Source organism: Paenibacillus sp. FSL H7-0326 (genome assembly GCF_001955535.1).
Lineage (GTDB): Bacteria > Bacillota > Bacilli > Paenibacillales > Paenibacillaceae > Paenibacillus > Paenibacillus shunpengii.
Map to the genome: position 1 here is coordinate 42,666 of NZ_MPVN01000004.1, position 25,182 is coordinate 67,847.

20 protein-coding genes are annotated in these 25,182 nt (G+C 47.9%); 19 read left to right on the top strand and 1 reads right to left on the bottom strand.

Features of this window, described 5'->3' with window-relative positions; genetic code table 11:
• Positions 1-34: 34 nt before the first annotated feature.
• The 16 genes from BK126_RS19125 (at position 35) to BK126_RS19200 (ending at position 18,913) form a co-directional block, all read left to right on the top strand.
• The gene (locus BK126_RS19125) at positions 35-1,627 is read left to right on the top strand and encodes an MFS transporter (protein ID WP_076314160.1); all 1,593 of its coding nucleotides are present in this window, start codon (positions 35-37) and stop codon (positions 1,625-1,627) included.
• 259 nt (positions 1,628-1,886) lie between these two features.
• The gene (locus BK126_RS19130; RefSeq protein WP_076314161.1) at positions 1,887-2,984 is read left to right on the top strand and encodes an LCP family protein; all 1,098 of its coding nucleotides are present in this window, start codon (positions 1,887-1,889) and stop codon (positions 2,982-2,984) included.
• A gap of 158 nt (positions 2,985-3,142) precedes the next feature.
• Positions 3,143-3,577, top strand: a complete 435-nt coding sequence (locus tag BK126_RS19135) for a CBS domain-containing protein (protein WP_047912583.1) — start codon at positions 3,143-3,145, stop codon at positions 3,575-3,577.
• Positions 3,578-3,707: 130 nt separating this feature from the next.
• A complete protein-coding gene (locus tag BK126_RS19140; RefSeq protein WP_076314584.1) occupies positions 3,708-4,010 on the top strand; it encodes a MazG-like family protein in 303 nt (100 codons plus the stop codon).
• Entirely contained in the window at positions 4,007-4,933 is a 927-nt protein-coding gene (locus BK126_RS19145; RefSeq protein WP_256702938.1) for a DUF2232 domain-containing protein, read from the top strand. The genes BK126_RS19140 and BK126_RS19145 overlap by 4 nt, the downstream gene beginning before the upstream one ends.
• Before the next feature lie 11 nt (positions 4,934-4,944).
• Positions 4,945-6,948, top strand: a complete 2,004-nt coding sequence (locus tag BK126_RS19150) for a DHH family phosphoesterase (RefSeq protein ID WP_076314163.1) — start codon at positions 4,945-4,947, stop codon at positions 6,946-6,948.
• Positions 6,945-7,388, top strand: coding sequence for a 50S ribosomal protein L9 (rplI, locus tag BK126_RS19155; protein WP_076314164.1), 444 nt, complete (start codon positions 6,945-6,947; stop codon positions 7,386-7,388). The genes BK126_RS19150 and rplI overlap by 4 nt, the downstream gene beginning before the upstream one ends.
• Before the next feature lies 1 nt (position 7,389).
• Entirely contained in the window at positions 7,390-8,751 is a 1,362-nt protein-coding gene (gene dnaB, locus BK126_RS19160; RefSeq protein ID WP_047912587.1) for a replicative DNA helicase, read from the top strand.
• 421 nt (positions 8,752-9,172) lie between these two features.
• Positions 9,173-10,459 (top strand): adenylosuccinate synthase, encoded by a 1,287-nt coding sequence (locus tag BK126_RS19165; RefSeq protein ID WP_047912588.1) that lies wholly within the window; start codon positions 9,173-9,175, stop codon positions 10,457-10,459.
• A gap of 287 nt (positions 10,460-10,746) precedes the next feature.
• Entirely contained in the window at positions 10,747-11,514 is a 768-nt protein-coding gene (locus tag BK126_RS19170; protein WP_076314165.1) for a prolipoprotein diacylglyceryl transferase, read from the top strand.
• 303 nt (positions 11,515-11,817) lie between these two features.
• Entirely contained in the window at positions 11,818-13,296 is a 1,479-nt protein-coding gene (locus tag BK126_RS19175; RefSeq protein WP_076314166.1) for a M23 family metallopeptidase, read from the top strand.
• A 165-nt stretch (positions 13,297-13,461) separates the two neighbouring features.
• A complete protein-coding gene (gene yycF / locus BK126_RS19180; RefSeq protein ID WP_076314167.1) occupies positions 13,462-14,187 on the top strand; it encodes a response regulator YycF in 726 nt (241 codons plus the stop codon).
• Positions 14,188-16,011 (top strand): cell wall metabolism sensor histidine kinase WalK, encoded by a 1,824-nt coding sequence (walK, locus tag BK126_RS19185; RefSeq protein ID WP_076314168.1) that lies wholly within the window; start codon positions 14,188-14,190, stop codon positions 16,009-16,011.
• On the top strand, positions 16,012-17,292 hold the full coding sequence (locus BK126_RS19190) for a YycH family regulatory protein (RefSeq protein WP_076314169.1): 1,281 nt from the start codon (positions 16,012-16,014) through the stop codon (positions 17,290-17,292).
• A 60-nt stretch (positions 17,293-17,352) separates the two neighbouring features.
• Positions 17,353-18,093, top strand: coding sequence for a two-component system regulatory protein YycI (gene yycI, locus BK126_RS19195; protein WP_076314170.1), 741 nt, complete (start codon positions 17,353-17,355; stop codon positions 18,091-18,093).
• A 13-nt stretch (positions 18,094-18,106) separates the two neighbouring features.
• Positions 18,107-18,913, top strand: a complete 807-nt coding sequence (locus BK126_RS19200) for an MBL fold metallo-hydrolase (protein ID WP_076314171.1) — start codon at positions 18,107-18,109, stop codon at positions 18,911-18,913.
• Here BK126_RS19200 and BK126_RS19205 read toward each other — a convergent pair.
• The gene (locus BK126_RS19205) at positions 18,882-19,088 is read right to left on the bottom strand and encodes a hypothetical protein (RefSeq protein ID WP_076314172.1); all 207 of its coding nucleotides are present in this window, start codon (positions 19,086-19,088) and stop codon (positions 18,882-18,884) included. The genes BK126_RS19200 and BK126_RS19205 overlap by 32 nt on opposite strands.
• A 374-nt stretch (positions 19,089-19,462) precedes the next feature.
• Here BK126_RS19205 and BK126_RS19210 point away from each other — a divergent pair, with 374 nt between their 5' ends.
• The 3 genes from BK126_RS19210 to BK126_RS19225 all read left to right on the top strand — a co-directional run bounded on the left by BK126_RS19210 (position 19,463) and on the right by BK126_RS19225 (position 25,169).
• Positions 19,463-20,704, top strand: coding sequence for a S1C family serine protease (locus tag BK126_RS19210; RefSeq protein WP_076314173.1), 1,242 nt, complete (start codon positions 19,463-19,465; stop codon positions 20,702-20,704).
• An 803-nt stretch (positions 20,705-21,507) separates the two neighbouring features.
• Positions 21,508-21,675: a CxxH/CxxC protein gene (locus tag BK126_RS19220; RefSeq protein WP_076314175.1), complete on the top strand. Its 168-nt coding sequence runs from the start codon at positions 21,508-21,510 to the stop codon at positions 21,673-21,675.
• 257 nt (positions 21,676-21,932) lie between these two features.
• Positions 21,933-25,169: a glycosyl hydrolase 53 family protein gene (locus BK126_RS19225; protein ID WP_076314176.1), complete on the top strand. Its 3,237-nt coding sequence runs from the start codon at positions 21,933-21,935 to the stop codon at positions 25,167-25,169.
• Positions 25,170-25,182 lie beyond the last annotated feature (13 nt).

The window sequence follows — 25,182 nt, forward strand, 5'->3', positions numbered from 1 at the left end:
TTGAGTTGGAATCCTAGGTCTCGGAGGGATATGAATGAAAAAGCAATTACAATGGCCGCTCATTATTTTTGCGGTCGGTGTGTTCATGGCTGCCTTGGATAATGGCATTATTACTTCCTCTTTAACAACATTGAACGCTTCATTCGGGGTATCACCGAACTGGGGAGCATGGACAATCACTTTATACACACTGGGCCTCGCCATAAGTGTACCGATTGCAGGCAAGCTGTCGGACCGATATGGGCGGAAGAAGCTGTTTATGATCGAAGTGGCTTTATTCGGGCTTGGATCATTGCTCGTGGCATTAAGCCCAAACTTTGTAATGTTCTTGGGCGCAAGGCTAATTCAGGCCCTAGGGGGCGGCGGAATATTCATTATTGCAAGCTCTTATGTGCTCAGTACCTACCCTAAAGAGAAACAGGGTGGAGCACTAGGGATGCTGGGTGCGATGAATGGAGTAGCTGCCGTACTGGGACCCAATGTCGGTTCTCTGCTGCTTCAGCTCACGGGCAACTGGCATTGGCTGTTTCTCATTAATGTGCCCATTGCGATACTGCTACTACTTCTGGGCTACAAATTCATTAGCGAGGAGCAGGAGCTAAGTACTGCGAAGATGGACTGGATCGGTGTCAGTCTGCTCTCCTTAGGGGTACTGGGAGTCATGTTCAGCTTCACGAACCTTGAAGGAGTCAGCCTATTGACCAGCATGGGCGAACCTGGATTTTATGGATACTTTGCTGGCGGGCTGATCATGCTGATTCTGTTTTATTATTGGGAAAAAAGAATGGAGCTTCAAGGAGCTAGTCCGGTCATTTCCACCCAAATGCTTCGAGTACCGTCTTTTTTGTGGACGCTGCTCATTGCCTTTTTCTCGGGCGCGATCCTGGCATCGGTCATTTTCATTCCCGGATTCGTGGAACAGTATCTTGGTGTATCCAGCACGGCTTCCGGGTATTGGTTCACTCCGCTTGCCCTTGCTGCTGGTGTAGGTTCGGCGCTTGGCGGGATGTACGTAGATCGCAAAGGTCCGATCTGGACACTTACGGTAGCTGGTTTAATAAGTGCGTTTGGCTTCCTTCTATTTGCGTTATGGGTCGACAGCTTATGGGAAATGGTCATTTCAAGCTTGTTTGTCGGGCTTGGATTTAGCGTAATGCTGGGAGCACCCGTCAATGTTCTTATTACGGAGGATGCGAAGGAGTCAGAACGAGGCATTGCGCTGGCAACCAGTTCGTTATTCAGGCAGATGGCGATGGCTATTGCGCCAACGGTCTTTGCCGGTTTTCTCGCACGTTCCTTCTCAAGCTTTGGTGCCAACATAGAGGCGAGTTTCGCAGAGGAGGGGATTCAAGCCGATCCTTCCGTACTGCAGCAATATATGGGGGAAACACAGATGGCCTCAACGGATGTGAACTCTATTCGTGAAGCTTTCGCTTCCATCCCGGATACCTCCATTTCGGATGCATTAACACAGGCACTGGATTTGACGGTGAACCAAGGATACAGCAGTTTATTCTGGTCTGCTCTGATCTTCAGTATCCTTACGGCAGCGGCATCACTAGTGACGGGAAAGATTCGCAGCAAGAAGAGGAATCAAAGGGAAGAGAATAGACAGGTATCACATTAATATCAATCATTGAAATTGTAAGAAAAGAAGCTCTTTCTGCGGAAAGAGCTTCTTCTTCGTTTAAATATGACAATTTGCAGCATCCCTAACTTCTGATTATTATGGTAATATAGCAAAATGTACAAGTTGCAGGATGAAAAATAATAGGCCATCATAATAGAGGGATACATTCTAGGGCAGAATGTGCCGAAAATAATACTGTTATGACGTTGCTTTCACATAAGACGAATCTACAAATCTAATAGAGAAGGAATGAACTATGAGATCTAGAAGCAGAAACAGGCATCGTAGAAAAAGGAGAGGAAGAGGCTTACTCATCACCCTCCTGACTCTTGTCGTTGTAGTCGCGGTCGCTTATCCGTTCCGTCAACAGATTGCTATAGCCGCATTTGATCTATTCTTGTCAGGCACGGTCGAGAACCAGCTTGAAAAATCATATAAACCATCCGGGAGTGCCAGCGCAGAGCCCGTTGTATATCAGGATGAGCCCTTCTCTGTACTGCTGTTAGGTACGGATGCAAGACCGTATGAGAAGACCCGCGGTCGTTCAGACACCGTCATTTACGCTGTAGTTCGCCCTCAGGAATCCCGGGTACTGCTCGTCTCTATTCCACGTGACACTTATGTGGAGATTGTAGGACATGATGCAGATGAGGACGGCATGAATGATTACGATAAGCTTACCCATGCTTTTGCCTTTGGCGAAGAGGAGATGGCGATCAACACGGTTGAGAAATTCCTGGGCTATGAGGTAAACAATTACGCAACGGTCAACTTTATGGCCATTCAGCAGGTTGTAGATGCTATCGGCGGGGTAGAGCTTCCGATTACCGAAGATATCGTTAATAAAAATCCGAATCATGTGCAATTTACTATCGAAGGTGGTAAACCAATCTATAGTGGGGAAGAGGCATTATACTATATCCGTTACCGCGAAGACAGTGATTTTAAGCGTGCAGAAAGACAGCAGATCTTCTTGAACGCTGTAGCAAACCGTATGCTGAATGTGAAACAGATTTCCCAAATTCCAGAGCTGTTTGATATTATGGGAGAGAATTTCCAGACGGATCTGCATCCGACATCTATTATTAACCTTGCCAAGCAGGTTCTTACACAAGGCAACCCGGAAATTTTAAGTTTCACGATGATGGGTGAAGGGGTAAGAAAGGATGACGGTATATTTTATACCGAAGTCGACGAGAAATATTATGAGTATTCAAAAGAAATGATCGCGAACTGGCTCGATCCGAATACAACGGAAGAAACACTGCTCAAGCCGGAGGATTTTAATAAAGAAGACGAAACCGAGAGCGATGTTACAGAGAGCAGCGAAACCATACCTTCTCAATCTCAATAACATAGACGTACGACAATCAGCACTGACGACATTCTTTTGGTCGGGTGCTGATTTTGTTGTCTTATATGAATATAATGGAATAAGAAGTTATTTTTCGCAAAATCCCATACTAATGGGTTGTTCTTATAATTGTGTGTAAAGAGGAGGAATAACTCGATATGAATATTGCTTTTTTCTTGCTTCCGAAACAAGAGGTGGCCACGGTAACCTCGGATGCAACGCTCAGACAGACACTTGAACGGATGGAATATCACAGATTTACAGCGGTACCGATTCTCAGCAAGGACGGTAAGTACGAAGGTACGGTGACAGAGGGAGACCTGCTGTGGCATATGAAGAATTCCAGAGGAGAGATTACATTTGAAAACGCTTCAAAATATGTGCTGAAGGATGTACCCCTGCGCTTACATATCAAGCCTGTATCGATTGATGCCAACATGGAAGACTTGATCAAGCTGGCGAAGGTTCAGAATTTTGTTCCTGTCGTGGATGATATGCAGCGGTTCATCGGGATCGTAAGACGGAGCCAGATTATTGAGTATTGTGAAGATGTCATGTCTAGAGGTTCTGTGAAATCTGATGCAAATTTATAACTAGCAGGCATATTCATTAGAGATTGACTGCATCCTATAAGCTGTAGGGCCGCGGGTCGCCTTTTTATGGGTATTCCCTTATGCTATAATGGAGAATAAAGCATTTTACGGGAGTGTGACGAGCATGAGCATGCCAAAAGAACTAGATGTCGCGAAGCGCGCAAAAGTGATTGAATGGCTCAAAACCGAAGTGCTGGATCAAGTGTCACGATTGTTCAAGGCTCTATGGGAAGGAAGCAACGCTCGAATCAGTGACAGCCTTGCGAGTCTCATCATGAGTAGTTATATTCTGGGACGGAGGCTCGGCATATCGTTTAGAGATATGGATGACCTGCTCGTTGAGAAGCTCAAGAAGCACAAGAAGGAAGGTCACCAGCTTGAGGACTGGTACCAGGACATTTCCGCTCTCGAAGACCATATGCGTAAGAGGTGAACATTTTGAAATTCCGCTGGAAAACAGCTGTTTGGAGTCTGATTTATCTGCTTCTGTTATTATCTCTGTTAACTCCTTTAACAGCGATTAGTGTGTTTCTGATTATTTTACCAGGGGTTATACTTTATACCTCATTAAATTTGAAGTCATTCTTAGTACATGTTATACCCGTACTCTTGATTGGGCTGATCATAAGTCCGATTTATTTAATATTTGGTATATTTTTCTTAATTCCAGCGATTCTTATCGGTCATTGTTATAAGAAACAAAAGCCTGCGTTAAACACCTTGGTGCTTGGAACAGGCACGATTCTGGCCGAATTTCTACTACTGCTCTTAATCAGCACAACTTTGTTTCAAATTGATTTCTCTGAATATATTCGTGAAACGATCGAGTTTACGATGACACCGGTAACTGAATCGGGCGGTAACAACGCCTTGACGAATGGATTGGTAATGGATGAAGAAATGGCGGAGGCGGTGAGCAACGCGACCGTTCAGATGATTCCTTTTGCGCTCATCGTCACTTCACTGGTGATGACTTCTCTAACCCATGTTATTGCCCGTCCTATTCTTGGCCGAATGGGAATCCGAGTGAACCGGCTTAAGCCAATCCGTGAGTGGAGACTGCCAAGATCCTTGATATGGTATTATTTCTTGGGCATTATTCTTCAGCTGGTAGCTGGCAATACAGACAACAGCTTTCTGACGATGATTGCACTCAACTTCTCACCGCTGATTAATTTCTGCTTCATGATTCAAGCCATCGGATTTTTCTTTTTTGCTGCACATGCGAGATCATGGCATCCGGTCATTCCGTATCTGCTCGCTGTTGCCACGTTTCTGATTGGACCCATGCGGATTATCGGAATCATAGACCTTGCCTTCCCGCTCCGTGAAGCCATTTCGAAACCAAAACGATAGGATGAACCATGATGCCTAAATTTCTGTTAAAGCGTTGGCACGGTTATCAGACCGTCTGGGCGTTTGCTTTATTATTAATACTGGATGCATTTCTGGTTGCATATAACTGGCCGCTGGGTCTGGTTTGCTTCGTTCTTATCGCTGTACTCGGATTTATCATGGTCAAGAAAGAGTTCGTATTCCGAAGAGAACTGGTCAATTACATGGGTAGTCTAAATCTTCGGATCAAAAGAGTTGAAGGCGAAGTGTCTGCGAGCATCCCGCTTGGCATCGTGCTGTATAGTGAGGATCGTTCAATTGAATGGCATAATCCTTATGTATCCAGAATGTTTGAAGAGAAGACGCTGATCGGGAGTGAACTGACTTCTTTTTTTCCGCAGCTTCCATTCAAGCAGAAGGATAAGAAGGATGGCAGCAAGGAAAATACGCATGGAAACGCTCATGAAATCAGATTTGAGTATCAAACGCTGGATCGGGTCTATGAGCTGTTTCATTACCCCGAGGAACGGCTCATTTACATTTATGAGATAACAGAGCTCGCTACCTTACGGGAGAAATACGAGAATGAGAAGATTGCACTCGGTATCATCATGCTTGATAATCTGGATGAAGCATCTCAGGGGATGGATGATCAGCAGCGAACAGCACTCATTGCCCGTGTTGCCAGTGAAATTACAGCTTGGGCTAAGGATTATCATATCTATCTAAGAAGATTATCGTCCGAACGATACCTTATGGTGCTTCATTACAGCTCACTTCAGCAGCTGGAGATGAGCAGATTTGTTATATTGGATAACATCAGGGAGATGACGGCAGATCTGAAGGTGCCGATGACGCTGAGTGTGGGACTCGCCTTTGGATCAGAGAATATCCGGGAGCTGGGCGAGCTGGCTCAATCGTCTCTTGATATGGCACTTGGCCGGGGCGGTGATCAGGCAGCGGTGAAGGCGGGACAGCGGCTCTCTTTTTACGGCGGTAAGACCAATGCAGTGGAGAAGAGAACCCGGGTCAGAGCCAGAGTGATTGCCCATGCCCTGCGTGATTTAATGCAGGAGAGCGATCGTGTCTTCATCATGGGGCACAAAATGCCAGATATGGATGCGATCGGTGCTTCCATAGGACTATGGAAAGCTGCTAATCTATATCATGTAGAGTGCTATATTGTGCTGGATTGTTCGAACCCATCCATCGATCGCTTGATGGAGCAGGTGAAGAAGGATGAGCGGCTGCTGGAGGCATTTATTCTGCCTGAGGAAGCCATGCAGATGATGACCGAGCACAGTCTGCTCGTTGTCGTGGATACACATAAGGCCTCCATGACCATTGAGCCGAAGCTGGTGGACTCCATTTCCAGAGTTGTTGTGGTGGATCATCACCGCAGAGGCGAGGAATTTATTAACGATGCTGTGCTGATCTATCTGGAGCCGTATGCTTCATCAGCAGCAGAGCTGGTCACAGAGCTGCTGCAGTATATTCATGATAAGCTGCAGCTCACTCCACTGGAGGCGACAGCATTACTGGCTGGAATAACGGTGGATACGAAGCATTTTGCCATGCACACCGGTTCAAGAACGTTCGAGGCAGCGGGGTATTTGCGCAGAAACGGTGCCGATTCGATGCTGGTTCAGCGGCTGCTGAAGGAAGATTTACAGGAATATATTGCGAAAGCAGAAATCATAAAACATGCTAAAATGATGTATGGGCATATTGCGGTCGCTGTGACGGAGCCGGGACAGGTAATTCCGCAGCTTCTGATTGCACAGGTAGCCGACTCGCTGCTCAACATGACGGATGTCGTTGCTTCATTTGTGGTTAGTGAACGACCGGACGGCGTGATTGGCATTAGTGCCCGTTCACTCGGCAAGATGAATGTACAGGTTGTCATGGAACGCATGGGGGGCGGAGGTCATTTGACCAATGCTGCCGTACAGCTGGAAATGTCGATTGGGGAAGCAGAGGAAAAACTGCTGGAAGTATTGGCTGAAATCGAGAAGGAAGAGGGGTTGTTCGAATGAAAGTCATTTTTATAAAAGATGTAAAAGGTCAAGGAAAAAAAGGTCAAGTTAAAGAGGTATCCGAAGGATACGCTTCTAACTTTTTGCTGCCAAGAGGTTTAGCACGTGCGGCTACGGATGGCAATATGAAAACACTAGAGAATCAGAATGCGGCTGAAGAGAAGCGCAAGCAGCAGGAAAAGGACGATGCGGTAGCACTCGGCAAGAAGCTGGAAGAGGCAACCATCGTGCTGAAGGCAAAAGCCGGAGAAGGCGGACGTCTATTTGGAGCGATTACGAGCAAGCAGATTGCAGAAGCACTTGCAGGGCAAGGCTTCAAAGTGGATAAACGCAAAATTGAACTGGACGAGCCAATCCGTAACTTGGGAGTGACTCAGGTTCCGGTTAAGCTCCACCCTGATGTCAAAGCTACGCTCAAGGTCCAAGTAACGGAGGAATAAGATGGGCGGCGAGATTTATTTTGATCGTGTTCCGCCGCAAAACCTGGAAGCGGAGCAAGCGGTTCTAGGTGCAATTCTTATTCAATCGGAAGCACTCATTACCTCTATGGAGCGGGTGACAACCGATGATTTCTATGACAAGCCCCATCAGCTGATCTACGAAGCGATGATTGAGCTTGGAGAAGGTAATCAGCCCATTGATCTCATTACACTGACCTCACTCTTGCAGGACAAAGGGCAGTTAGATGAGATTGGCGGGGTAACCTATTTGGCCAAGCTGGCACATGCAGTGCCGACAGCAGCCAATGTCGATTATTATGCACAGATCATCGAGGAAAAATCGATGCTGCGCAGACTCATTCGTACAGCGACGCAGATCGTAAGCGAAGGATATGCCGGCGGGGAAGACGTATCCGGCATGCTCAGCGATGCAGAGCGTCGCATTCTGGAGATCTCCAACCGCCGCTCAAGCAGTGGGTTTATCGCCATCCGAGATGTCGTTATGGAGGTCTTCGAGAAGGTAGAGTCACTGTATCAGAACAAGGGGAATACGACAGGAATTCCTTCGGGCTTCGTTGATCTGGACAAGATGACGAGCGGATTCCAGCGGAATGACCTGATCATTGTGGCTGCCCGTCCTTCCGTAGGGAAGACGGCATTTGCCCTGAACATTGCCCAGAACGTAGCGGTTAGAGCGAACGAGACCGTAGCGATCTTCAGTCTTGAGATGTCCGCCGCACAGCTGGTACAGCGTATGATCTGTGCGGAAGCCAATCTCGATGCTGGCGTGATGCGGAACGGGGAGTTCAAGAGTGATGACGACTGGTCCAAGCTGACCATGGGCATCGCTGCTTTGTCAGAAGCCGAAATTTATATTGATGATACACCAGGGATTACCGTGGCTGATATTCGTGCTAAATGCCGCCGTCTGAAGAAGGAAAAAGGGCTCGGGATGATCGTCATCGACTACCTGCAGCTGATTCAGGGACGAGGCAAGGCTGGGGAGAACCGGCAGCAGGAAGTATCAGAAATCTCCCGTACCCTTAAGCAGATTGCACGGGAGCTGGATGTGCCGGTCATTGCTCTGTCCCAGCTCAGCCGGGGTGTCGAGCAGCGCCAAGATAAACGGCCGATGATGAGTGACCTTCGGGAATCCGGTTCCATTGAGCAGGATGCCGATATTGTAGCCTTCTTATACCGCGACGATTACTACAATCAGGAGACGGAGAAGAAGAATATCATCGAGATTATTATAGCCAAGCAGCGTAATGGTCCGGTGGGCACTGTCGAGCTGGTCTTCTTGAAGAACTTCAATAAATTCGTTAATTATGAACGCGTGCATTCGGATGCCTTTGCCGGGTGACGACGCATTCTTACCTATTAAACTATCAATCCACTTCTCGTGTGCTGATTGCACCGTGGGGAGTGGATTTTATCATTTTAAGCGGAGTTGTCCAGCAAATCCCGAACGATAAATTTTACTTATAATTTAATGTTCGCTTTTTTATTTGACTTTGATAGGAGTGACTGGTACACTTGAATTGCTGCTTTTTGAGGTAAACCTTACAGCAACAGTCATTTCCTGAGGGGAATGGCGATTAAGGTAGGGCTTTTTGCCGTGATATGAGGGCGGTTCGTAATCTTGTGAAAATCTAGGACATTCGAATGTCTGCGAGAGCTGCAGTCATGAATTGGCTGCGATATAGAAATCATTAATTAATGTATATTTAAGTTCAAGTGTTAAGAAAATAAGGAGTGCAAAAGACACTCACGGGGGAATGAACATGTCAACAGTAGTCGTTGTGGGTACACAATGGGGAGACGAAGGCAAAGGCAAAATTACAGATTATCTTGCGGAAAGCGCCGATGTGGTGGCACGGTACCAGGGTGGTAACAATGCCGGTCATACCATTCTGATTGACGGTAAGAAATACAAGCTCAGCTTGATTCCATCCGGTGTTTTTTATGAGGATAAGAAGTGTGTGATCGGGAACGGTATGGTTGTCAATCCAGCCGCTCTATTGGAAGAGATCAATTATATTCATGAGAACGGCTTCTCCACGAAGAATCTGGTCATCAGTGACCGTGCTCATGTCATTATGCCATATCATATGGTGCTGGATGCACTTGAGGAAGATCGCAAGGGTCCTAATAAGATCGGAACGACACGTAAGGGAATCGGCCCTGCGTATATGGATAAAGCAGCCCGTAACGGTATCCGTATTGCTGACCTGATGGATGCTGAGGAATTCGAATTGAAGCTTCGCCATATGGTGAAGGAGAAGAATCAAGTGATTGAGCAAGTGTACGGTGCAGAGGCGCTGGATGTAGAAGAGATTTTGCAACAGTATCTGGAGTATGCGGAACTTATTCGTCCATATGTGACAGATACTTCCGTTGTTCTTAACGATGCGATTGATGAAGACAAGAAGGTGCTCTTCGAGGGTGCACAAGGGGTTATGCTGGATATCGACCAAGGTACTTATCCGTATGTAACGTCCTCCAACCCATCGGCTGGTGGTGTATGTATCGGTTCCGGAGTCGGCCCGTCGAAGATCAGTCAAGTTATCGGGGTTGCGAAATCCTACACAACACGTGTCGGAGATGGACCATTCCCTACAGAGCTGAATAACGAAGTAGGAGACTATATTCGCGAGAAAGGTCATGAGTATGGTACCGTAACAGGACGTGCTCGCCGGGTGGGCTGGTTTGATACGGTAGTGGTTCGTCATGCTAGACGTGTCAGCGGTATTACCGGGCTGTCTCTGAATTCTCTTGATGTACTTACAGGTCTGGATACCGTTAAGATTTGCGTCGGATACAAGTATCGCGGCGAGTTCATCACTCACTATCCTGCAAGTCTTAAAATGCTGGCAGAATGTGAAGCTGTATATGAAGAAATGCCAGGCTGGAGCGAGGACATTACCGGAGCGAAGACACTCGAAGATCTGCCAGAAACGACTCGCAATTATGTGAATCGTGTATCGGAGTTGACAGGTATTCCAATCGCGATCTTCTCCGTTGGCCGTAATCGTGAGCAGACGAATCAAGTACTGCCAATCTACGTTTAATCTATAGACAACTAAAGGTTTACTTCATATCTAGATCCAGAATCCCCATCCCTTCTTGTATAGAAAGGATGGGGGTTTTTGGTATGCTTTCCTGAATTAGCGTTAGTACTGCTGTGAAAATATGAAAATTCGAAGGATAGAATAGAGAGAAATACGTCAATACTGAGGCTATAGCCTTCTTCGGGATGAATCAGACAACGTAAAATTAACGATGGACTGAAGCATCCAGCTCATCTGCTAGATTAGGCGGCGAAGAGGGGAGATAGATAGGAGGAGGCGTAAACATAATGAAATGGCTAAAATGGACGGGGCAGCTCCTGCTGACCGTCATCCTGGTGAGCACTCTGACTCTGCTGACAACAGGACTAATTGTGCAATCTTATATTTCATCACTGCTGGCCAGCTTCAATATCACGTGGGAAGGCGCGCCGAACAATCTTGCTGCGGTGTTTCAAGGTGCGCTGGGTATGAATCAGACATCAGACACTTCCGAAAGCACAGAGCCTAATTCGGATACAGCTTCTGTTGGCAGTATGAGCCCAGATCCATCCCAAAATGGAATGGATGGCAAAGCAGATTCTGATGCTAGTGCAGGCGATGAACCGAGTCAAACAGACGGGACGGATACAAGTCAGGCTGATCCGAACAATCCCGAATTAAACAGTGAGGAAGAAGGGAGCAGCGAAACAGACAGTGAAGTTGCTGATGGAGGGGAATCAACAGGCAGTCCATCAGGAAGCTCGTCTGAGACTCCTGAGACCCCTTCCTCAAGCACAACAGAAGAAGGGGCCGAGGCAGGTACAGCTGAACCGGATGACCAGATGGTCATGACACCAGAAGACATTACAGATCAGAAGGACTCCATCTCCACCGAGGATAAGACAGCGGTATTCGAGCTGCTCATGAATAATATTCCTGCCGATGAAATGCAGAAGATCACTAGTACAATGGAAGGCGGTTTGACAGAGACAGAGCTGCAGAACATGGAGCAAGTGATTGCAAAATATTTAACAGAGGAAGAATATAATGAGCTGATGGCCGTATTGACACCTTAAAGGAAAGTTCAGGAAACCCGCGCTTTGCGCGGGTTTTTGGTATGTTTTGGTGAGTTGATCTAGGACTTCCGGCTGTGGTAAAGTAAACAAGTAAGCAAAAGGTTAAATTTTTGATACTATTTAGCAACCTTTTATTCATATATCTAAGTAATCAAAGCGATAAGTGAGGACTGAACGTTCGATCAAATCATACATATCGTTTACCGCTTGGATTGAAACTACGAATAAAAAGGCTCATAAGTGATGTAATGGAGTGCAATAATATAGCTTGAACTTTTAAAGGGCAGAGAAAAGGAGAAAATCATGAGCAGTATGAAAGACAACATGAAGAGCTCTGACAACTCGTTACCGAAAAAGGAGTTATCCAAGCCACGTAAATGGCTTCTTGTAACGGCAGCAGGATTATTTGTTACCATGTCAGCAGGCTTTGCGAGTGAAACGTATGTAACTGCAAATACGATCCCTTATTACAATGTTTATGTTAAGGGAGAGCATATCGGAGCAGTCAAAAGTGAAAATGAGCTATCGAAGCTGTATGAGAGTAAAATAGAACAGCTTCAGCAGCAATATCCCGATGCTCTTATGCAGCTGGACATCAGCGACGTTGAGCTAAAGGAAGAGCAGGCATACAAGCCTGAGATCGACAGCGAAGCCACACTCAATAAGCTGAACGGGTTACTGACCGGTTATGCGGAAGGTGTTAAGCTTAAGATTGATGGCAAGACGATAGGGATTGTAAAAGACCAGAAGACAGCGGATCAAGTCATCCAGAATGTTAAAAATAAATATATTACAGCTGAAGAAAAAGCAGCTGAGTCCGCTTCTAAGATCAGAACAGTAGCTGCGCTATCTTCCGATAGTTCACAAGCTCCTGAAGGGGAGCAGGTCAGCCTGGAATCCGTCGAGCTTGAAGAGCAGGTCGTGCTTAGTGAAGTGAAGACCGATCCGAGCAAGGTCCTCTCCAGTGACGAGGCGATTGAACGACTGACGGAGGGACAAGAGCAGAAGACGGTGTACGTGGTGAAGGAGGGGGATACCCTGAGTTATATCGCCCAGCATCACAACACAACGATCGCTGCTCTCAAGCAGCTGAATCCTGAACTAGAAGAAGACAGTCTTCGGATCGGGGAAGAGCTGACGCTTGTAATTCCAAAACCACCGCTTACGGTAACGACGGTCGAGAACGTAGTCGAAGAGATCGAGACGGAACCACAGGTAGAGATCCGTCAAACAGACGAACTCGAGTCAGGTGTTACCAAGGTCGTACGGGAAGGACAAACCGGGCTCAAGCAGGTCGAGTATCGGATTACTAAAGAAAATGGCGAATTGGTAAAAGAAGAATGGCTCGGTCAGGAAGTTATAGAGGCTTCAGTATCTAAAGTCGTTCTCCAAGGGACCAAGGTGACGGGTGAAGGCAGCGGCATCTTCAAGTGGCCAGTAGTCAACGCAACGATCACCAGCGGCTTCGGCGAACGCTGGGGCAAGCAGCACAAAGGCATTGATCTCGTGGGTAACAGATCCATTACCGCTTCTGACGAAGGAGTTGTAACCTTTGCAGGACAGCAAAGCGGCTATGGTAACGTCATTATCATTAATCATCGTAACGGATATGAGACGGTGTATGGTCATCTGGACAGCATTGGAGTCAAAGAAGGACAGATTGTTGATCAAGGCCAAAACATTGGAATTATGGGGAATACGGGACGCTCCACAGGTACACATCTTCACTTTGAAATCAAGAAGAATAGTGTAGCGCAAAATCCGATGAAATATCTCCCTTAAAATAGGAAAGCATGATCTGTATAGACACAGATCATGCTTTTTTGATGAGCAGAGGAAAGAGCCCTTCTCACCTAGTGAAGTTGCCAGTTTAGGTATGTTAGAATGAGAATACGATTATAAAAAAGGCAGTTATAGAAGACGCAAAATCAAAGGTGGGGCGAACGGATGCAGGGAAAGATTCTAGTGGTCGATGATGAACAGCCGATTGCAGATATCCTGAAATTTAATTTAGAGAAAGAAGGATACGAGGTTATCTGTGCATTTGATGGCATTCAAGCAGTTGAGCTCGCTCTATCCGAAAGACCGGATTTAATCCTGCTTGATCTGATGCTCCCTGGCAAGGATGGAATGGATGTATGCCGGGAGGTGCGGGCTCAGCTGGAAACCCGGATTATTATGCTCACAGCAAAGGACTCCGAGATTGATAAAGTGCTCGGGCTTGAGCTGGGAGCAGACGACTACGTGACGAAGCCGTTCAGCACACGCGAGCTGCTCGCAAGAGTCAAGGCACAGATGCGAAGACAGCAGAAGTCAGAGACAGCAGCGGAGCCTCCGCAGACAGAGGAAGAGGCACAGGGTCTGAAGCTGCACGATCTTTATTTTGATACAGATATGTATACAGCCTACAGAAATGGACAGGCTCTTGATCTTACACATCGAGAGTATGAGCTGCTCTATTATATGGCCAAGAACGCAGGCAAGGTCATGACAAGAGAGCATTTGCTTCAGGCGGTATGGGGATTTGAATACTTTGGCGATGTCCGCACAGTCGATGTGACGGTCCGAAGGCTGCGGGAGAAGATTGAAGAGAATCCGAGCAAACCGGAAACGATTGTTACCCGCCGAGGACTGGGGTACTTGATTCGGGGATCGAAGAACGGAGTCTTGTAGATGAAATGGACCTCTTATTTCCGCACAGTGCAGGCGAAGCTGATCATTGTATATGTGCTGCTTATTCTGGTGGCGATGCAGCTGATCGGGGTTTATTTTGTCAGTGCGATGAAGACTTCACTCACGAGCAATTTCACAGAGGATTTGCATGCGCGCGCCGAAATGCTGTCTGTTCTGGTTGCTGAAGCGCTGGTTACAGGTGACAGTGAGGGAGAAGAGGACAGCACAGAGAATCTGGGCACGCTCGTCAACAATCTCTTTAACATCAACGGAGCCGAGATTCAGGTGCTGGATGCAAGCGGACGGGTATTAACAACGACGCTCAGCTCACATAACGATTATATCGGACGCAAGAACACGCAGACGGTGGTAAGCCGTGCATTGCAAGGAATCCGCGACAACGAAGAAAACATAATTGACGAAGACAATGTCCGCAAAAAAGTCGTAGCCAAGCCCGTTTCCTCTGGGGGCAAAATCGTAGGTGCTGTGTATATCGCGGCATCGATGAATGAGCTGTATACGACAATGGAGCGGATTAATAACATATTTATCTCCGGGGTGCTGATTGCACTTGGACTGACCGCTGTACTGGGCGTCATTCTGTCACATACCATCACAGCCCCTATCAAGGAGCTTACACGCAAGGCCAACGCCGTGGCAGAAGGGGATTTCAGCACCAAGATGCCTGTGCTCGGCAAGGATGAGATCGGGCAGCTCAGCAGCACCTTTAACTATATGACGAGCCAGCTCAGAACGGCACTGTCTGAGAATGAAGAGGAGAAGGATAAGCTGTCTTCTATTCTGGCAAATATGAGTGACGGCGTAATCGCTACCGATGAGCTCGGCCGGATCATTCTGGTCAATAAACGGGCCAGCATGATGCTGGGCCGGGATGAAGCTGCGATGAGCGGCAGGCATTTTGCAGTCGTACTCGGGCTTGAGGTTGAAGAAGCAGAGACGATGCTGAGCGGAATTACCGCGTCAACACTGCTTCAAATCCAGCCATCTGGTCAGAACGATTCGGTGGTGATTCGGGTTACCTTCACACCGGTGCAGCGGCGCGATCAAGAACGAACAGGGGCCATTATCGTGCTGCAGGATGTTACCGAGCAGGAGGAGCTGGAGGCATCCCGGCGAGAATTCGTGGCCAACGTGTCTCATGAGCTGCGTACACCGCTGACGACGATTAAGAGCTACGCAGAAGCGCTGGATGATGGAGCCATTGAAGATCCGGAGCTCGGAGGACGATTTGTTGGGGTTATTCAAAATGAAACCGAGCGTATGATTAGGCTTGTCACGGACCTGCTTCATTTATCCCGGCTTGATTCCAATGAAGCACCGCTGCGGAAGCAGCCGACCGTGATCATGGATGTGCTGGATGAGGTAGCCGACCGGTTCTCCTTCCAAATGCAGCAGAAGTATATGAATGTGGCAGTTATCGTGGACCAGGATGTGCCGGAGGTACCGCTGGACCGGGATCAGATCGACCAGCTGCTGGATAACCTGGTATCCAATGCGCTGAAGTACTCGCATGAGGGCGGCAGCGTTACTTTATCCGCGACTCATATGGGAGATACGGTCGCTATATCCGTGGAAGATACCGGAATCGGCATACCGAAGAAGGATATTGACCGTATTTTTGAACGATTTTATCGGGTTGAGAAGGGGAGATCGCGCAGTATGGGTGGAACGGGTCTTGGACTATCTATTGCACGCGAGATCGTCAAAGCCCATGGGGGAGACATTGAGCTGGAATCGGAGCTGGGCAGAGGGACGAAGGTCACCTTTACACTTCCGCTGGAGCAAGAAGGGAGTGAGCTGTAGATGAAGGAAAGATTCAAGACAATCGTACTCGCAATCTTGATCACCGCAAGCTTGTTTCAGAGCTATTTTCTCATCTACCGGCTGCCGGGCAGTTATTCGGTTGTTACAAGCGATTCCAATTATATCAAGACGGAGAATATGGGTCAGGAGCAGCGAATCGAGAATCTGATCTTCCCTGATCACATGGTTATTCATATGGGTGAAGACCGGCATACACTTTTCTATCCAGAATCGACCTTCTATCAGCTGATTTATTCGCGGCTTGCCGGGCGCAGCTTCGGAGAATTTCAGAGACAGAGTGTGAGCTCGGAGAACTGGAATGAGCTGAAGAAAGAGAATCTGGGAATTGAGCTGTCGTTCGAAGGCGGGATGCCGGTGGCACTGCTGCAAAGAGTGATGCAGCTCAGCAGTGATCCATTATTTGAAGCTGAAACAATCAATAAGATCTGGATATATACAGATAGTGATGACAAGGCACGTGCCTTGTTCTTTAGTTCACAGGGCGACGTGGTGTACGAAGCTGCCGATGTGGATCTTACAGTTCAGGATATTAAGCAGCATGTCGACTTCGGGGCAGGCTGGACTCCCTACAAGCTGACTAGTGGAGGATATTATCTTCCTGAAGAAGCACTGGAGATGGTTCAGGCCGAGCTGGGGACCCAGCAGTACACGGTGGAGCAGATGCAGCGAAGCCTGTTCTTCGATCCCAGCATGACACGGAACATCCAAGAGAAGGATGGATCAGAAATCTATACGGACAGCAAGCGTAGTCTTCAGGTGAATTTCAATCAGCGCTGGGTCAGCTATAATGACCCGGCAGCCGTACAGGCGAGCGAGGGTGATCGGACAAAGGATACTCTTGCGGCGATTGATTTTGTTAATCAGCATGGGGGATTTAATGGCACGTACCAGATGCAAATTGACTCAGATGGAGACAGCACGGAGGTCCATCTACTCCCCTATTACGAGAGTTATCCGGTGCTCGATTTGCCGGAGTATGGATATGAGCATATGCGTCTCGAGGTTCAGAAGGAGCTCGTATCCACATATGAGCGTTCACTGCTGTATCTTAATGAAGCTGAGGAGCTCGGCAAGGAGATGGTGCAGCTTCCTTATGGGGACGAGCTGGCTGAACAGATCAAGGCGGCAGCAGGCGAACAGCAGGTTATCAAGCTAAATCCGGCTTATCAGCCGGTCGTATCAGAGGCTGGAATGAAGCTGGTTCCCGTATGGGAAATCACGCTGGCCAGCGGTCAAGTGAGTACGATTCCATCTTCTTGATGTGCTTCCACTACCCTGGACTTGTGCTGTCAAAGGTCTATAATGAAATGAGGTGAGGAAATGGATTGGGGCCGTGCTAAGAATGTGTTAATCTATGCTTTTTTACTGCTGAATCTGGTACTCGGATATCAGCTCTGGATGGATGCGCGGGAAACTGCGGGCTCAAGTCTGGACTTCACCTCGCTGGGAGAGAGCACACAGCGGCTCATGGAAGAGAAGGGAATCGAGATTCTCGCTCCCATTCCAAGTGAAACACCTGCAATGCCCAAGCTCACCTATCGGTATGTGAATGGAAGCAAGGCAGCAAAGCCGATTCAGCTGGAAGAGCCGATCGACAGCAAGCTGATCTTCTCTGAGCAGGAGATGGAAGCCGCACTGCAGCCATTTATTCCGAACATTGCGGAATATAAGCTCGATCCACTGGCCAATCCAGACGTGCTGGATCGTTTCATCCTGCATCCGCTGGCTGAACAGAAATGGCCGTTGTTTCATGTGGACCTGGCACTGTATTATTCCAATCAAAAAATAACGGCTTATGAGCTGTCACCGATTGAAATGTCGACATTTGAAGAAGAACAACAGGTGCTTCCGGCTTCGAAGGCGCTTGGCACATTGGTTGAATTATTCTTGCCCGATGAAGCCGTCGTTCAGGATATTGAGCTCGGATATTATGGGGAGGAGTTCAACTCGGACAGCCAGGTCGCAGCCCCTGCATGGCGATTCGTGCTCGAGAGCGGGCAGCAGTATTATGTGCAGGGCATCAGCGGAGAGGTTATTAGTCCGAAGTCAGATAAACCGTAAGGAGTTTTAAGCTATGGGGATCGCTTTTACCGTATTGTCGAGCGGTTCGACAGGCAATGCGACTGTCGTGCGTAATGAGGATACTGCTTTATTAATAGATGCTGGCCTGAGTGCCAAACGAATAGATGAGCTGCTGCTTGAACGGGACATGCTTGGGTCTCAGCTGGATGGAATCTTGGTAACGCATGAGCATTCTGACCACATTCGAGGACTAGGCGCAGTGGCACGTAAATATAATTTACCGATCTATGCAAACACGAATACCTGGAAGGCGATGCACAAGGCGCTTGGCAAAATTCCAGAGGAGAACATCAGGATCATGGAGAGCGGAGAGGTCCGTGAGTTTGAGTCACTGCGTGTGGAATCTTTCGGGATCTCTCATGATGCAGCCGAGCCGGTGGGTTATTCATTTTATGATGGCAAGGAGAAGCTGAGTGTAGCCACCGATCTCGGTTATATGAGCGACAAGGTTAGACTTGCCATATCGGATGCAGATGTGCTCGTGCTCGAATCCAATCACGACATTGACATGCTTCGGATGGGACGGTACCCGTGGAATACGAAGCGCCGTATCATGAGTGATCTGGGACACTTGTCTAACGAAGCGGCAGGTGCGGCACTTAGTGAGCTGCTGAACGGCCGAACCAAACGAGCGTATTTAGCACATTTGAGCCGGGACCATAATATGATGGAGCTGGCGAAGTTGACCGTTCGCGGTGCGATGGAGGACCGGGGCTGCTTCTACAAGGACAGTGAATTTCAGCTGTGCGAGACGTATTATGACCGGCCTACACCGTGGGATAAGGTGGGCTCTCCATAAAGCTGTCGAGCTCGGCTGCTTTTTTCTCCACCTCTTCACGGGTCAGGATATTCTTCTCGACGAGCAGCTCGATGATTACACTGAGGGCGAGGGTATTGCGATAATGCTCTTCCTTCAGATCAGCCAGCTTGGCTGCCATTTGGATCTCTTCCATTGCAGAGTAGACACGATTCATGTGTAGACCTCCTTCTATTAATCTCTTTAATTCGGCTTGTATTCTATTGTAGTCAGGAGAGCATAGAATCATTCCTGTTTTTTCCTCTGTAACGAAATATAGAGCCGTGGTATGCTAAAAAGGCTGTTTGAACTGAACGAAAGACTGCTTGAATCTTCTAATTTTTGGTGAAATTAAGGTATATGTCTTATTGTTCGTTCTAGACGGGCCGTTGTGCTGGAAAAAGTTCCTAGAAACTTTTTGTGCAACGGAGGTGTCTAATATAGTAGTGTCTTGATTCATACATTTGATGATTTGATATATAACCATGTAACAAGTGTTAAGGCGAGAAGAACAGGTCTTGATGCGTAGTGATACGAAGGGGAGAGGATTTAATGGGTTTGTTTGATGACGAATTTTATTCCACCAAAGTATCGAAACGGACCGGAAAATCGATAGGGCGGGTAAGATTCAGCCGTAAGAAATTCTGGCCAAAAACAGTAAGTACATCAGGGTCCTCCTCTCTTTCCATGCTTCAAGTTGCCATTATTAGCTCGGTGATTAGTGCGGTTGTGTCTGTTGGTATATTCGCACTCGTTGCGATGCCGGGGGATGCTCAGACGGCCTTCTCCGGTACTTCACTCAGAACAGCGCAAGGTGATCCGTATGAACGCATTATTACTGCCGGTGACAAGGTAAGGCCTGCTGTTGTCAGTATTGTCAGCCATCGTGAGATCGACGGCTCGCGCATAGAGGATGCGGCTCTAGGATCCGGTGTCATCTTTAAGATTGAAGGCGATACCGCCTATATTATGACCAACCATCATGTTGTGGACAGCGGAGATAATCTGGAGGCTGTTACTGTGGATGGGGTATCCAAAGAGGCAAAGCTCATCGGGAAGGATCGCATCAGCGATGTAGCCGTCCTGTCCATTGACAGTAAAGGCATCAATACAACGGTTGAAATCGGTGATTCGAAGCAGATTCGCCGGGGAGAAACCGTGCTTGCGATCGGTAATCCGCTGGGTCTTGGTGGTACGATGACTTCGGGGATTGTGAGCTATACGAACCGAATGATCCCTGTATCGATTAACCAGGACGGAGTATATGATTGGGAGCAGAATGTCATTCAGACCGATGCTGCAATCAATGAAGGTAACAGCGGTGGAGCGCTGATCAACATGCAGGGTGAACTGATCGGGATCAATACGATGAAGATTGCAGACATGGGGGTTGAAGGCCTTGGCTTTGCGATTCCGACAGAAGATGTGATGAAGATTGTGACCGATCTGATGGAGGATGGCCAAGTATCAAGACCCTTCCTCGGTGTGTACACAATTGATCTGTCGAGCTCCTATGCACCGCTTGACGAGGAGCAGCGCAAGGAGCTGAAGCTGCCTGATTCGGTAGAGGAAGGCGCTCTTGTACTGGAGTCATCCGGACCAGCGGGCGAAGCAGGACTTAAGCTGAATGATGTCATCGTTGAATTTGACGGAGAGCCGATCCAATCGACGATGGATGTGCGAAAGTATCTGTATGATAAGAAGAAGATCGGGGATGAGATGGTCATCTCTTATTACCGGGATGGGAAGCTGCAGGAAGCAACGGTGAAGCTGACCGATAAGCCGGTGGAATGATAGTGGAATGAGTGGTGAGAGTAGAAGCTTAGACAGCTGGCTCCTCACATTTTGCTGAAGTCCGACATGATGATGTCGGACTTTTTTTATGTGGATCAAGATGTGAAGTCTCATAAGAATTGAATGAAGCTGCCTAGGCTGAGCTGCAGCTGGCTTAGTGGTAGACGACGAAGGCAGTCACGGTGTATGCAGTACTGAAGATACATAGTGACAATGAGCGTAAATACTCTCTTGAGAGTCGATTGAGTTTCCATTCTTTAAACGCATTATAGGCATGAATCAGGGTAAACGCGAAAAATAGTAAGGCATTTGGCTGTTCCATGATATACACGCTAACCATGACAAGAGCCATCGAAATTATCGCACTTGCGACATCTATCCTCTTCAAGGCGGTTGTTTTCTCTATAGGCTCAAATCTTTCTACTTCAAAGCTCCAGGAGAACAGAAAATAATACAGCGCATTTAGAATAAAGAACGTAACTATCAAGAGAGAATTAAGATCGGAATGGATAGGGCTTCCCTCCTTTCGGAAATGGATCATTTCCTATTTTACAATAACTGGAACGGGATTTGAATTATCTGAATGTAGAACGAAGCACAGGTTGGAATAGGATATCTGTATGACATTGGGTGCCTGCGGGGAAAGATAGGGATAGGTTGGAACAGAATAAACAGATTAAGGGTTTATTTTCTAGGACAGGTATGGTAGAACAGGAGAAGGGGTTATTAATTTATGTATTGCATGAAGACAGAGGATGACCCCATATAAGAAAGGCCTCAAGACAGAAAGGATGCTTGAATGAATGTACACCGTATGTAAAGAGCATGTGGAGCATGCCATTGATTTGTTCGTCGATGAGTTCGAGGACGCACCGGATATTGTCGATCTGAAGGAAACCGAATTCTCGGATTGGGATCCGCCGGTGAAATGCTCCGAATGCGACAACAATGCGGAATTTCTGGTCGTGTAGCATCGTAGGAAGCTAGAGCTTGATGTTCATTATAGGGATGGGAGAAGAGCGTATTACTGCGCTCTTTTTGTGTTTTATAGAGCCTTGTGCCAAAGTAGTTGCTTTAGCACACGAAATGTTCATTTATTATCCGTTCACGCCAAGCACCCGCATTGATATAGTATTTTAAAAGCGCTTACATAAATTCGATGAGTACTAACTAGGAGCAGCATGGCTGTGCTTTTATTTCGTTGGAATAGAAGATGGGGGATGATTGAATGGGAAAAAGGATAGGCAGTCTTGTACTGGCTGGGATGGTGGGGTTTACGGGGTTCAGTATACCGGCTGGAATCGCAGGATCTGTGGCACATGCAAACCCACATAATGCGTACCTTATGAATGGCGGATATGAGTCTGATTTCTGGACAGATGGATCATGGAATATCGCTACTGACAATTGGAATACCGTGGATATTCAGCGGTTTGCCTATCAGGATGACTCCTATATTGAGGGGTTTGAAGGAGAGCATGCCTTTAAATACTGGATCAAGGATACGGCCACTGGGGAGCAGACAATTATGCTAACACAAACGGTTTCAAGCCTGCCTTCTGGTACCTATGAGTTATCCATTCAATCGATGGGTGGTGATGCTGCAGAAGCTGGCAGCGTAACCTTAATCGCTGGTCAGGATATGGGGGATGAAGTGCTTACGACGGGCTACAACGAATGGGGGAAGCAGAGTCTGCAATTCATTCTGGAGGAGGAGACGGCGGATCTGAATATCGGGGCAATCATCAGCGGTGCACCAAGTTCCTGGGGATACCTCGATCAGGCAGAGTTAAGACAAGTGAGCACGGATACGACGAAGCCGGTAGATGCAGACATTTTTGTGCAAAAGGTAGAAGGGCTGTCTCCCGACTTCATCAAGGGGGTGGATATCTCCAGCATTATCGCGTTAGAGGAGAGCGGTGTCCAGTTCTATAATGAGGCAGGTCATTCGCAGGACATATTTACAACACTGCATGACGCAGGCGTCAATTATGTGCGTGTTCGGATCTGGAACGATCCCTATGACGCATCAGGCAATGGTTATGGCGGCGGTAATAACGACCTCGCTCGGGCGATTGAGATCGGTAAGCGGGCAACGGCTAACGGAATGAAGCTGCTGGTGGATTTTCATTACTCCGATTTCTGGGCAGATCCGGCTAAGCAGAAAGCGCCGAAGGCATGGGAAGGCATGAGCTTGGATGAGAAGAAGGCATCGTTGTACCAATATACGAAAGACAGCCTGGAAGCGATGCGGAGCGAAGGCGTTGATATCGGGATGGTTCAGGTTGGCAATGAAACGAATGGACAGTTTGCAGGGGAGACGGAATGGTCACATATCAGCGAGCTATTTAATGAAGGAAGCCGGGCCATTCGAGAGGTGGATTCGGAAATTCTAGTTGCCCTGCATTTTACGAATCCTGAAACCTCAGGAAGATACATGCACTATGCGGAAGAACTTGAGAGAAATAATGTAGATTATGATGTGTTTGCAAGCTCCTATTATCCTTTTTGGCATGGAACATTGTCGAACCTGACAGCAGTCCTGACGGAGGTTGCGGATACGTACGGCAAAAAGGTCATGGTAGCCGAAACCTCATATACCTATACGGATCAGGATGGGGACGGACACGGTAACACAGCACCAAGCAATTCAGGCCAAACCCTTGAGTATCCTATTACGGTTCAAGGACAGGCTACCTCGGTACGTAATGTCATTGAGGCAGTAGCCAAGGTAGGGGAAGCCGGCATTGGGGTGTTCTACTGGGAACCGGCATGGCTTCCGGTGGGTCCCGAGGATCAGCTTGAACAGAACAGAACGATCTGGGAAGCACATGGTTCAGGCTGGGCATCCAGCTATGCAGCGGAATATGATCCGCATGATGCCGGGAAATGGTATGGCGGAAGCGCCGTGGATAATCAGGCGTTGTTTGATTTTGCAGGACATCCCTTGCCATCACTGAATGTATTCAAATATGTTCATACGGGTGCTGTGGCCCCGATTGTCATCGATGCCGTTCAGGACGTACACCTATCGGCTATCGCGGGCGAACCATTCTCATTACCTAGTGTAACAAGTGTGACCTACAATGATGGAACAACAGGGAGCGTGACGGTAACCTGGGATGAGACGCAGCTGGGTAATGCCATAACAGCAGGCCCTGGCAGCTATGTGATCGAAGGCACGGCAGAAGGCGGGCATAGCGTACAGGCATTTCTGCAAATAAAGAAGAGAAATTGGATCGTGAATGGAAGCTTTGAACAGAGTGACCGGAGCATGTGGAGTATTACCTATCCGGAAGGTGCAGTACCGCACACGGATTATCAGAACAATGCAATGGATGCCAAGACGGGCAGCTACTCGCTGCATTTCTATTCTGCAGATCAGGTGGATTTCAAGGCCCAGCAGACCGTAGAGGGTCTGGAGCCTGGCTACTATAATGTGTCCATGAATCTTCAAGGCGGCGATGCGGCGAATTCGGAGATGTATTTATACGTGATAGTGGATGGGAAAGAAGTGAGAGAAGACACAGCAGTGAATGGATGGGTCCAGTGGAGCACCGCTGAAATCAAGGATATTCTTGTGACAGAGGGCGAGATCACGATTGGTGCAGCCATAAAAGCAGATGGAGGCGCATGGGGGACCTTGGATGATTTTTATCTGAGCTATGAGCGAGCTTATGAGCCGGGATCGGGGTCAGGATCGAATCCAGACCCAGAGCCAGAACCAGAACCGACACCAACTCCACAGCCTGGCGGAGATGCTGGAACAGGGACTGTACCTGTACCTGACGGCTCTGCGGTTGAGAATGGGAAGGGTCAGGACGACAACGAGAATGAAGCAGACGGAGATGAATCGGAGACAGAGGATGATGAGACTGCTCCCTTCCGAGATGCGTATATAGCAGGCTATCCCGATGGCACGTTCCGCCCAGGTCAGGCCGTTACCCGTGCTGAGATGGCAGCCATGCTGTATCGGGTCCAGGCTGCAACAGATGGAACAGAGCATGCTGTGATATACAACGACATTGATGCACTGGGATGGGCAGGCAATGAAATTGAACAAATCACAATGAGTGGTTTGATGTCCGGATATCCGGATGGTACCTTCAGGCCAGAGCGCTCGATTACAAGGGCAGAGATGGCAGCGATTGTTGTTCGCTGGGCAGGTCTGGAGTCTAAGCTGACTCAAGGCAGCACAGCCACTATTTTTACGGATGCCATAAATCATTGGTCTGAATCCAACATCGCATTGGCTGCCGAGGCAGGATATATGATCGGAACAGCAGGCGGACCCTTCCATCCGGATCAGTATTTGACCCGAGCGGAAGCCGTAACGGTGATTAATCGCGTGCTCGGACGTTCTGGAGTAACCGATGTGCAGCAGCAGTTGTGGACCGATGTTCCGCGAAGCCACTGGGCATACCATGCGATTCAGGCGGCTTCAAACCGCATTCCGCAACTCTAATATTCTATGAAAA

Excerpts from the sequence above, each read along its gene's own strand:
- BK126_RS19125 (WP_076314160.1), top strand. The coding sequence starts at position 35 with ATGAAAAAGCAATTACAATGGCCGCTCATTATTTTTGCGGTCGGTGTG.
- BK126_RS19130 (WP_076314161.1), top strand. The coding sequence starts at position 1,887 with ATGAGATCTAGAAGCAGAAACAGGCATCGTAGAAAAAGGAGAGGAAGA.
- BK126_RS19135 (WP_047912583.1), top strand. The coding sequence starts at position 3,143 with ATGAATATTGCTTTTTTCTTGCTTCCGAAACAAGAGGTGGCCACGGTA.
- BK126_RS19140 (WP_076314584.1), top strand. The coding sequence starts at position 3,708 with ATGCCAAAAGAACTAGATGTCGCGAAGCGCGCAAAAGTGATTGAATGG.
- BK126_RS19150 (WP_076314163.1), top strand. The coding sequence starts at position 4,945 with ATGCCTAAATTTCTGTTAAAGCGTTGGCACGGTTATCAGACCGTCTGG.
- rplI (WP_076314164.1), top strand. The coding sequence starts at position 6,945 with ATGAAAGTCATTTTTATAAAAGATGTAAAAGGTCAAGGAAAAAAAGGT.
- dnaB (WP_047912587.1), top strand. The coding sequence starts at position 7,390 with ATGGGCGGCGAGATTTATTTTGATCGTGTTCCGCCGCAAAACCTGGAA.
- BK126_RS19165 (WP_047912588.1), top strand. The coding sequence starts at position 9,173 with ATGTCAACAGTAGTCGTTGTGGGTACACAATGGGGAGACGAAGGCAAA.
- BK126_RS19170 (WP_076314165.1), top strand. The coding sequence starts at position 10,747 with ATGAAATGGCTAAAATGGACGGGGCAGCTCCTGCTGACCGTCATCCTG.
- BK126_RS19175 (WP_076314166.1), top strand. The coding sequence starts at position 11,818 with ATGAGCAGTATGAAAGACAACATGAAGAGCTCTGACAACTCGTTACCG.
- yycF (WP_076314167.1), top strand. The coding sequence starts at position 13,462 with ATGCAGGGAAAGATTCTAGTGGTCGATGATGAACAGCCGATTGCAGAT.
- walK (WP_076314168.1), top strand. The coding sequence starts at position 14,188 with ATGAAATGGACCTCTTATTTCCGCACAGTGCAGGCGAAGCTGATCATT.
- BK126_RS19190 (WP_076314169.1), top strand. The coding sequence starts at position 16,012 with ATGAAGGAAAGATTCAAGACAATCGTACTCGCAATCTTGATCACCGCA.
- yycI (WP_076314170.1), top strand. The coding sequence starts at position 17,353 with ATGGATTGGGGCCGTGCTAAGAATGTGTTAATCTATGCTTTTTTACTG.
- BK126_RS19200 (WP_076314171.1), top strand. The coding sequence starts at position 18,107 with ATGGGGATCGCTTTTACCGTATTGTCGAGCGGTTCGACAGGCAATGCG.
- BK126_RS19205 (WP_076314172.1), bottom strand. The coding sequence starts at position 19,088 with ATGAATCGTGTCTACTCTGCAATGGAAGAGATCCAAATGGCAGCCAAG.
- BK126_RS19210 (WP_076314173.1), top strand. The coding sequence starts at position 19,463 with ATGGGTTTGTTTGATGACGAATTTTATTCCACCAAAGTATCGAAACGG.
- BK126_RS19220 (WP_076314175.1), top strand. The coding sequence starts at position 21,508 with ATGTACACCGTATGTAAAGAGCATGTGGAGCATGCCATTGATTTGTTC.
- BK126_RS19225 (WP_076314176.1), top strand. The coding sequence starts at position 21,933 with ATGGGAAAAAGGATAGGCAGTCTTGTACTGGCTGGGATGGTGGGGTTT.